At 28.6% G+C, this 9,501-nt stretch carries 9 protein-coding genes, 1 tRNA gene, 2 rRNA genes, 1 other RNA gene and 1 other annotated feature; of the genes, 1 reads left to right on the top strand and 12 read right to left on the bottom strand.

Annotated elements, in window-relative coordinates:
- Window positions 1-79, bottom strand: a 16S ribosomal RNA gene (locus KGF45_RS19325); the annotation flags it as partial.
- Window positions 80-573: 494 nt separating this feature from the next.
- Here KGF45_RS19325 and KGF45_RS19320 point away from each other — a divergent pair.
- The gene (locus KGF45_RS19320) at window positions 574-1,779 is read left to right on the top strand and encodes an MGDG synthase family glycosyltransferase (protein WP_227830444.1); all 1,206 of its coding nucleotides are present in this window, start codon (window positions 574-576) and stop codon (window positions 1,777-1,779) included.
- Between the two features lie 64 nt (window positions 1,780-1,843).
- Here the strand turns inward: KGF45_RS19320 and KGF45_RS19315 are convergent, their stop codons facing one another.
- From KGF45_RS19315 to rrf, 11 genes are all read right to left on the bottom strand, one after another.
- Complete coding sequence (locus KGF45_RS19315) at window positions 1,844-2,065, bottom strand: hypothetical protein (RefSeq protein WP_227843070.1); 222 nt, start codon at window positions 2,063-2,065, stop codon at window positions 1,844-1,846.
- A 141-nt stretch (window positions 2,066-2,206) separates the two neighbouring features.
- Window positions 2,207-2,806 carry a recombination mediator RecR gene (gene recR, locus KGF45_RS19310; protein ID WP_227830451.1) on the bottom strand — a complete coding sequence of 200 codons (600 nt, stop codon included), beginning with the start codon at window positions 2,804-2,806 and terminating at the stop codon, window positions 2,207-2,209.
- A 12-nt stretch (window positions 2,807-2,818) separates the two neighbouring features.
- Window positions 2,819-3,169 carry a YbaB/EbfC family nucleoid-associated protein gene (locus KGF45_RS19305; RefSeq protein ID WP_227437598.1) on the bottom strand — a complete coding sequence of 117 codons (351 nt, stop codon included), beginning with the start codon at window positions 3,167-3,169 and terminating at the stop codon, window positions 2,819-2,821.
- 58 nt (window positions 3,170-3,227) lie between these two features.
- The gene (dnaX, locus tag KGF45_RS19300; RefSeq protein WP_227830446.1) at window positions 3,228-4,865 is read right to left on the bottom strand and encodes a DNA polymerase III subunit gamma/tau; all 1,638 of its coding nucleotides are present in this window, start codon (window positions 4,863-4,865) and stop codon (window positions 3,228-3,230) included.
- 76 nt (window positions 4,866-4,941) lie between these two features.
- Window positions 4,942-5,206, bottom strand: an RNA gene (gene ffs, locus KGF45_RS19295) — signal recognition particle sRNA large type.
- A 41-nt stretch (window positions 5,207-5,247) separates the two neighbouring features.
- A tRNA-Ser gene (locus KGF45_RS19290) sits at window positions 5,248-5,339 on the bottom strand.
- Window positions 5,340-5,795, bottom strand: a complete 456-nt coding sequence (locus KGF45_RS19285) for a nucleoside deaminase (protein WP_227830447.1) — start codon at window positions 5,793-5,795, stop codon at window positions 5,340-5,342.
- 318 nt (window positions 5,796-6,113) lie between these two features.
- Window positions 6,114-7,385 (bottom strand): serine--tRNA ligase, encoded by a 1,272-nt coding sequence (gene serS, locus KGF45_RS19280; RefSeq protein WP_227830448.1) that lies wholly within the window; start codon window positions 7,383-7,385, stop codon window positions 6,114-6,116.
- Window positions 7,386-7,511: 126 nt separating this feature from the next.
- Window positions 7,512-7,717: a binding site (T-box leader), on the bottom strand.
- A gap of 127 nt (window positions 7,718-7,844) precedes the next feature.
- Window positions 7,845-8,726: a mechanosensitive ion channel family protein gene (locus KGF45_RS19275; protein WP_227830449.1), complete on the bottom strand. Its 882-nt coding sequence runs from the start codon at window positions 8,724-8,726 to the stop codon at window positions 7,845-7,847.
- A gap of 11 nt (window positions 8,727-8,737) precedes the next feature.
- Window positions 8,738-9,247, bottom strand: a complete 510-nt coding sequence (locus tag KGF45_RS19270; protein WP_227830450.1) for a transcription repressor NadR — start codon at window positions 9,245-9,247, stop codon at window positions 8,738-8,740.
- A 138-nt stretch (window positions 9,248-9,385) separates the two neighbouring features.
- Window positions 9,386-9,501: ribosomal RNA gene (rrf, locus tag KGF45_RS19265) — 5S ribosomal RNA — on the bottom strand; the annotation flags it as partial.

The raw sequence follows: 9,501 nt of genomic DNA, 5'->3' as shown, positions 1-9,501 counted from the left end.
CCGAAGTAAATCGCTCAACTTGCATGTGTTAGGCACGCCGCCAGCGTTCATCCTGAGCCAGGATCAAACTCTCAAATAAAAGTTTATCAGGCTCAGATACTATTGTTATCAAAATATCTGGCTTTATGGTTTGTTTCTTGTTTTATAAATTAACCTACTGTTTAATTTTCAAAGTTCATTTTTCATGTTTGCCCTTTTCTTAAGGACAAGTAATACTATATCACCTTTATTTATCCAAGTCAATATAATTTTTTATTTTTTTTAAGATTTTTAATTTTTCTATGTTTTATCAGCTTAACTCTCATAAATTAATGATAAACAAAAGTCCTTATTTCATAGGACTAATATATATTTTATGCCCAATTTTCCTTTTTATTCTATAATTTAAATTTTTTATTTGTAGTAATACACATTTTTTTAAAATTAATTTACATTTCTTTCACTTGTAATTTTTGTAATCTTGTATTAGATTATTATTAAAAAATGATTTATCAATAATTTGATTGAGAATGACAATTTTTACATATCAAAGTATTATATAAATACTATGCTACATTTTAGGAGGATTTTATTATGAGCAAAAAAGTATTAATCATGTCTGCTTCTACTGGTGGTGGACATAATAGAGCGGCTCTAGCTATTAAAGAAGAACTTACATCCAAAACAATTGACGGAGAGCCTGTTGAATGCGAAATAATAGATAGTTTGAAATTAGTCAATAACATAATGGATAAAATAATTTCAAGAGGATATGAAAAATCTGCCATATATACACCCAAAGCATATGGAAGTGTATATAGATTATCTGAAACAAATCTTTTATCAAAAAATGAATTTAAAGGTAATCTAATAATTACATTTATGGCAAAAAAATTAAAAAAACTCATTAGAAACACAAAACCAGATTTAATTATAGGTACACATCCTTTTCCAATGATTGCTTTAAGCACATTGAAAAAAAATTTTAACTTACATAATAATGAAACAAATGCTTCTACTGATCATTTTTATAAGCATCATACAAGTACTATTAATGTTCCTCCTCTTATTTCTGTATTAACTGATTATACTACTCATTCCACATGGATACAAAATGAGATTGACTACTATATTGTTGGTCATGAGTATGTAAAGGAATTATTAGTATTTGATGGAGTTGAACCTAGTAAAATTAGAACATTTGGAATCCCTGTTGAAAAATCGTTCCATTCTCATAGAGACAAAAGAATTGTTCTTTCTGAACTAAATTTATCTCCTGATAAATTAACTGTTTTACTTATGGGCGGCAGCTTTGGAGCTGGAAATATAAAAGAAACTCTTGATGAGTTATTAGATACAGATAGAGATTTTCAGATACTTGTAATAACTGGCAGAAATGAAAGTTTAAAAGAGAAAATTGAAAAAAAACTTGTATCTCGTTATCATGACAAAAATGTATGTGTACTTGGATATACTGATAAAATGAATGACATTTTAGCTTCTATAGATGTTTTAGTCAGTAAGCCTGGCGGACTTACTACAACTGAAGCACTCTTAAAAGATGTACCCATGATAGTTCCATATTATATACCTGGACAAGAAGAAGAAAATCTTGATTTCTTATCCAATTGTGGTGCAGCACTTAGAACTACAAAGAAATATAATTTATCAATATTATTAAAAGTTTTAATAGATGACTCTAGTAGGCTAGAAATGTTAAAGAAAAATATAAAATCTATAAGAAAGTCAAATTCAGCCCAAAACATAGCTAATTTAGTATTAAGTATAATTTCTGATTAATACAATAAATAAAATCCCTATAGTGTACCTATTAGGGATTTTTTATCTTCTAATTATTTAATTACTAGATTGGTTCATAAAAATCTTCTTCATAATCATACTGATAGTTTTTATAGTTATTTCTGAATTCAGTGTTTTTATTTCTTGGAGTTTTCTTAGTTTTTTTCTTGTTAGAAAAACTTATATTCTCAAAATCATCATATTTAGGCTTGTCTTTTGATTTCATTTTTTTAACTCTTTTTTCCTTCATTGCATTATGTTCTTCTAAGTTCATAATTGGTTTCATGTTGCACCCCTATCAAAATTTTTAAATGATTTATACAACAAATTATACAATACAGAAGAAATTTATTCAATAAATCTAAATCAAAATTAATCTAAATTTAACTCCAAAAAATTACAAAAATCGAGGTTATAACCTCGATTTTTATATTTCTCTTCTACCTTCCAATGCTTTTGATATTGTAACTTCATCTGCATATTCTAAATCTCCTCCAACAGGAAGACCATGAGCTATCCTAGTAACTTTGATTCCCATTGGCTTTACTAATCTTGCAATATACATAGCTGTGGCTTCTCCTTCAATAGTAGGATTTGTAGCCATTATTATTTCTTTTACATCTTGATTACCAAGCCTTTGTATAAGCTCTTTTATTTTTAACATATCTGGTCCAATACCATCCATTGGAGAAATAACTCCATTTAATACATGATATTGTCCTTTAAATTCTCTTATTCTCTCCATAGCTGCAACATCTCTTGGATCTTCTACCACACATATAGTACTAGAGTCCCTATTCTTATTTGAGCACATACTACATGGGTCTGTATCTGTTATATTGCAACAAATTGAACAATACTTTATCTCTCTTTTTGCGTCTATAATTGCCTTAGATAAAGCCTCCACATCATTAGTATTCATATTAATAATATGAAAAGCCAACCTTTGAGCAGTCTTTCTTCCAACTCCTGGAAGCTTTGAAAATTCTTCTATTAGTCTCGTTATTGGACCTGTATAAACTTGCATAAATATCACCTACTAGAATAACCCTGGTATATTCATACCTCCAGTTACCTTACTCATTTGATTTGCTTGTATATCATCAATATTTCTCAATGCTTGATTTACTGCACTTAAAACTAAATCCTGTAACATTTCTATATCGTCTGGATCAACAACTTCTGGTTTAATAGTTATATCTAAAACTTCTTTTTTACCATTAACTTTTACAGTAACTGCTCCTCCACCAACTGAAGCTTCTACTTCTTTATTTTCTAACTCTTGTTGAGCTTTTTGCATATTTTCTTGCATCTTTTGAGCCTGCTTTAATAAGTTATTCATATTTCCACCACCAGGCATCATTCCGCCTCCAAAACCTTTTTTAGCCATAAACACTATTCCTCCTAAACTTATTTTCATTTTATTATTATATCATAATAGTATTTTATTATTTACTTTCATTTTCATCAATACTATCTTTTATTTCTAGTATTTCTTCATTTACTATGTTCTTTAGTATCTCTTCACCAATGTCTTTTTTTTCTTTAACTTCAAGATTTATATCTTTGACTTCTGATGACAATACTATTTTTACACTAAAGCTTCTATTTAAAACTTCTCTTATAGTCTTCTCTAGATAATCTATTGTATCTGGGGAGCTTAATCTAGTTTTTGCAAAATCAAATTTATCATCAAATATTACATATAACATGTTAGAATATACATTAAAACTTTTTACCTCACTTAAAAGAGCGTATATTGGCATTTTTTTATCTTTTTTAATTTGTTTAAGTATATTTTTCCATGATGATTCTATAAGTAGAACGTCTTCATTCTTTACCTCTTCATAAACGATGCTTTCTTTTTTTGAATTTATTTCTCTATTATCCTCATATTCATTTTCTTTACCACTATCATTATTTGTAATTTTAAAGCTACCCATTTCAATCATTTTTTCCAAATTCTCAACCCTTTTAATAAGAGCTTCTTTACTTTCATCAAACATTGGCTGAGCAATCTTCATTATAGTTATTTCTACTAAGACTCTTGGATTTGAAGATGATTTTATATCATCTTGAGTTGTTGACAGTATATTTAAAATTCTTATTAAATCATTTATATCTATGTCCTCAGACTGAGATTTAAGTTGCTCTATAGTTTCTTCTGGTAATGAGATTATTTCATCTAGTTCTGATGATACTTTGCAAACCATTAAATTTCTAAAATGGTCTATTAAATCATTTATAAGGTTTCTTATATCTTTCCCCCATAAAACAAATTCATTTAATATTTCAAGAGATTTTTTAGTATCTTGCGCTACAATACATTGAGACAATTCAAATAATTGTTCTATATTCACGCTTCCCATCAACTCAACAACATCTTTATAATCTACTTTATTCTCTCCAAATGATATACACTGGTCTAATATGCTAAGAGCATCTCTAAGTGCTCCTTGAGAATTTCTAGATATCAGATTAAGAGCTTTGTCATCTATGTCAATTCCTTCATCTTCACAAATTTTTTTCATCCTAAGAGTCATATCTTTAACAGTAACTCTTTTAAAATCATATCTTTGGCAACGTGATAAAATAGTTGCAGGTATCTTATGAGGTTCAGTAGTAGCTAATATAAAGATTACATATGAGGGAGGTTCTTCTAATGTCTTTAACAATGCATTAAAAGCTCCTTGAGACAACATATGAACCTCATCTATTATATATACTTTATATTTAGCATTAGCTGGAGAATATTTTACACTTTCTCTAAGTTCTCTTATATCATCTACACTATTATTTGATGCTGCATCTATTTCTACAACATCCATTGTATTATCTTTTAATATTGATTCACATATTTCACACTCATTACAAGGTTCTTCATTTAATTTATTTAAACAATTTACTGCTCTTGAAAAAATTTTTGCAGTAGATGTCTTCCCAGTACCTCTTGTACCACAAAACAAATAGGCATGTCCTATATTATCATTGTATATTTGATTTTTTAAAGTCTTAATAATATGTTCTTGACCAACAACATCATCAAATCTTTGTGGTCTATATGCTCTATATAATGCTTTATGCATCTTTTTACCTCTCTTTAGTAAAATTAATAAAAAAATCCCTCATTATCTAAGGGATTAGTCTTTTATATATTAAATGCTGTACACCATCTATCGACTTAATTCCATAGGCGTTACCAAAACAGTTAGCTCAACTTAGGCACCCCCGCGGCACACAAAAGTGATCACTTACCGCTGCTTCCTTCCGGATCTGACGGGGTTCATGAGCTTTCATTGCGCAGGACCTAAGCATCAACACCACTTATTCAGGGCGGCCCTACAAAAAATAAGCCTTTAGATGGAATTCAATCCTGCTATAGCGGATTGCAGGTTACAGGGCACCGCTACCTCCCCATCTAGTACAGCAAAATTACAACCATATTTAATTACTTTTATTTATTGTTTCTGGCGGAGAGAGTGGGATTTGAACCCACGATACAGTTTTACCCATATACTCGCTTTCCAGGCGAGCGCCTTCGACCACTCGACCATCTCTCCTTAATCTCTTTTTCTTAATGCCTTAAAAAATTCTTGCAATATGATCGAGCATTCTTCTTGCAAAACATCAAAAGCCACTTTTACATTATTATTTTCAAAATAATCTAATTTAAACTCATGCTGTTTCTCTATATATGAATTTTTTATATGTCTTGTCCCTATTATAAGCTTTTTTATTCTAGAATTAACTATTGCACCACTACACATTATGCAAGGCTCTAGTGTAACATATAAATCACAATCTGTCAATCTCCACCCACCTAATTTTTCTGATGCTTGCTTTATCGCTAAAATTTCTGCATGAGCTGTAGAATCTTTCAATGTTTCTGTAAGGTTATGAGCCCTTGCTATTATTTGATTATCTTTAACTATAACAGCACCTATTGGTGTTTCTCTCTTATTATATGCTTTATATGCTTCTTTTAATGCTTCTTTCATATAAAATGAACTTTCCATAATTCCTCCCAAAACTTATAACAAACTTATCTTATCATAATTCATTTTATAATTCAACTTAATTTTATTTTGTTTATTTAATATATTGCTATGCATAGCTACATTTAATTTAAATTAACCTAAAAAAAATTTTCAGAGTCTAATTAAATGTTGATTTATGAAAATATTTAGCTTTTTATGATGAATATTCTATTATATATATTAACATAAAAAAGTTATGAAATTATTAAATCTCATAACTTTTTTTAATTTACTATTTACTTATAGTATATTTTTAATCTTAAAATATATTATCACTTATATAATATTAATACATAATTATTTTATAACATCAACACCCATATAAGGTCTTAATTCTTCTGGAACCATTACAGAGCCATCTGCTTGTTGATAATTTTCTAATATAGCAGCTAAGCATCTTCCTATAGCTAATCCAGAACCATTTAATGTATGAACATATTCTGCTTTTGATTTTTTATCCCTTTTAAATCTTATTCCCGCTCTTCTTGCTTGAAAATCTTCAAAGTTTGAACAAGAAGATATTTCTACATATCTATTATAACTTGGCATCCAAACTTCTAAATCGTATTTAAAAGCAGCTGTAAACCCTAAGTCTCCTGTACATATTCTTACAACTCTATATGGAAGACCTAACATTTGTAACATAGTTTCAGCATCATGAGTTAATGATTCTAATTCCTTATAAGAATCCTCTGGTTTAACAAATTTAACTAATTCAACTTTATTGAATTGATGTTGTCTAACTAAACCTCTTGTATCTCTTCCTGCTGAACCAGCTTCAGATCTAAAGCAAGGAGTATATGCACAATATTTTATTGGAAGTTCTGCAACATCTAATATTTCATTAGCATGTATATTTGTCACAGGTACTTCAGCTGTTGGTATTAAGAAATACTCTAGCCCTTCTATTTTAAACATATCTTCCTCAAATTTAGGAAGTTGACCAGTGCCTATAAAACTATTTCTATTAGCCATAAATGGAGGTAAAACTTCTGTATATCCATGTTTAGCTGTGTGAGTATTTAAGAAGAAATTCATTAAAGATCTTTCTAATCTAGCACCTAGTCCTCTATATAAAGTAAATCTTGAACCAGTTATTTTTCCAGCTGTTTCAAAGTCTAGTATGCCTAAACCAGTTCCTATATCCCAGTGAGCTTTATGTTCAAAATCAAATTTTGTAGGTTCTCCCCAAGTTCTTACTTGAACATTGTCTTCATCTGTTTCACCTTGTGGCACATCTGGATGAGGTACATTTGGAATTCTCATCAATGCATATTCCATTTTTGCTTCAACTTCTTTTACTTTCTCATCAATACCTTTTATCTTGTCTGATAATTCTTTTAATCTTGCTTTTTCCTCTTCTACATCTTTTCCTTCTTTTATTAATTGTGGTATCTTTTTAGAGTTTACATTTAATTCATTTTTCATAACTTCAACTTCTTGAAGTATCTCTCTTCTTTTATTATCTAATTCCACTACAGCATCAAGGTCGAATTCTTTTTCGCCTCTTATTTCCATAGCTTTTTTAATATCATCTAAGTTTTCTCTTATTCTTTTAATATCTAACATATTAATTCCTCCTAATAATTTTTATAATATAAATTAATAATTCCAATTTAAATTAAAATATTTTTAACTTCAAATTCTTAGTTTAAACAAATTTGGAAAATAAAAAAAGACCTCCGTTTACCCTATAAAAGGGACGAAAATCTTTTATCCGCGTTGCCACCCTAATTGATTATACCCATATGTATAATCCTCTCAGACCTGTAACGTAGGTAAACGTCTAGCTTTAACTAGAAGCTCTAGAGTAGATTCAAAAACCATTGTAATGAGTTCTCACCATCCACTCATTCTCTGAATACAACCTGTTTTTTACTATTTTCTTTCAATGCTTTTAACTAATTGTTTTATTTGATAATCATTATATTATATATATTAACATCTTTCAATACTATTATTCAATTTTTTTTTAGAATTTTCTTTAATTTATTATCTTAAGTTTGATTTTTTTGTTTAATTAAAATATTATCTTTTATCCAAAGAATTTAAATTACTTGTGTTACTAAACAATAATGAAGCAGGAATAAATGGAACTTCTATTTTATTTTCATCAAATTTTTTCTTAACTTTTTCCATTACATCAAAATATACATCCCAGTAATCATCAGTTTTAACCCAAGGTCTGGCAACTATTTGCATAGTATTATTACCTATAGAGTTTAAACCTATGATTGGCTTTGGGTCATCTAGTATCCTTTTTTCATTTGTAAAAATTTCATTTAATATAGATTTAACCATATCTATATCGCTATCATAAGAAATATTATACGAAAAATCTATCCTTCTTTTATTTTGATGTGTGTAATTAATTATATTATTACTTGTCAATTGAAAATTTGGTATTATTATAGTTTTATTATCTGGAGTTTTAAGAACAGTACTAAATATTTGTATATCAGAAACTGTACCTTCTACACCTGACCCTTGAATATAATCACCTATATTGAATGGCTTAAAAAACAAAATAATCATGCCTGAGCCTAGATTTGATAATATTTCTTTAAATGCTAATCCTATACTAAATCCAGCCGCTCCTAAGACCGCTACAACTGACGTAGTTTGTATTCCTATAATCCCTAAACTTATCAATGATATGATGGATAGCATTGATATATATATACCATATACAATAAAATTATTTACACCTTTACTCATTCCATATTTAATTAGAAACTTAGAAACCATCTTTCTTACTATCTTAGCTATATAAATACCTATTATAAATATTGTTATTGCATATATAATATTTGGTATATTATCACTGAAATTATTAAGCATATTTTCTAAAGTTCTCTTCGTTATATTACTATTTGTTGAAGTAGTCTTAGCCAATGACAAAAAATTCATTTAACTCCTCCTTATGATAATACTCCACTGTCATCTAATTTTTTTATTATATCTTCAATAGTCTTTTCTTTGAGTGCTTCAATTGTATGAATATGACTACATTCTGTTAAGACTGATAATTGTTTAAACTCATTTGTTTCAACTTTTCTCATAAAATCATCTATATCCATTTTAGAATAAATATTAAGTTCTGCAGTTATTTGACCATATGTTGGATGATTTACAATAACATCTTTTACAATTCCACCTAAATCTACAATAATTCTTAGTTCTTCATAAATTTCTTGGGAATTTTTATGATTTTTACATTTTATTTGTCTGGAAAAGTATGGTTGATTATATATTATATATCCTTGAGGTGTAGCTATTATTTCAAAGCCTTTAGCCCTTATAAGCGCTATATCTTGTACTATTACTTGTCTGCTTACATTTAATAGCTCCGCTAGCACTCCACCTTTTACAGGATGCTTAGATTCCTTTAAAATATCTATTAATTTGTTTCTTCTTTCATTAGAATTCATATTACACCTTCTTTCTAAATCAAAACTTTTTGTCTATATTATATAATTTTATATTTTATCTTAGTATAAATCAATACAGAGTTTATATTCTGTTTAATTTTAGATTTTATGTTTTATGGCGAACAATAAAAAAAGATTACGTGGCTACGTCCTACTCTCCCAGGCAGTTTCCCACCAAGTACCATCAGCGCTAGAGAGCTTAACTTCTGTGTTCGGAATGGGAACAGGTGTATCCTCTCTGCTATTGTAACCAC

It is taken from the genome of Clostridioides sp. ZZV14-6154, assembly GCF_020657785.1.
GTDB lineage: Bacteria > Bacillota > Clostridia > Peptostreptococcales > Peptostreptococcaceae > Clostridioides.
The sequence above is the reverse complement of the archived record's forward strand: the minus strand, read 5'-3'. Positions and strand labels throughout refer to the sequence as shown.

Coding starts and splice junctions, on each gene's coding strand:
- KGF45_RS19320 (WP_227830444.1), top strand. CDS start 574: ATGAGCAAAAAAGTATTAATCATGTCTGCTTCTACTGGTGGTGGACAT.
- KGF45_RS19285 (WP_227830447.1), bottom strand. CDS start 5,795: ATGGAAAGTTCATTTTATATGAAAGAAGCATTAAAAGAAGCATATAAA.
- KGF45_RS19315 (WP_227843070.1), bottom strand. CDS start 2,065: ATGAAACCAATTATGAACTTAGAAGAACATAATGCAATGAAGGAAAAA.
- KGF45_RS19270 (WP_227830450.1), bottom strand. CDS start 9,247: ATGAATTCTAATGAAAGAAGAAACAAATTAATAGATATTTTAAAGGAA.
- KGF45_RS19275 (WP_227830449.1), bottom strand. CDS start 8,726: ATGAATTTTTTGTCATTGGCTAAGACTACTTCAACAAATAGTAATATA.
- dnaX (WP_227830446.1), bottom strand. CDS start 4,865: ATGCATAAAGCATTATATAGAGCATATAGACCACAAAGATTTGATGAT.
- KGF45_RS19305 (WP_227437598.1), bottom strand. CDS start 3,169: ATGGCTAAAAAAGGTTTTGGAGGCGGAATGATGCCTGGTGGTGGAAAT.
- recR (WP_227830451.1), bottom strand. CDS start 2,806: ATGCAAGTTTATACAGGTCCAATAACGAGACTAATAGAAGAATTTTCA.
- serS (WP_227830448.1), bottom strand. CDS start 7,385: ATGTTAGATATTAAAAGAATAAGAGAAAACTTAGATGATATTAAAAAA.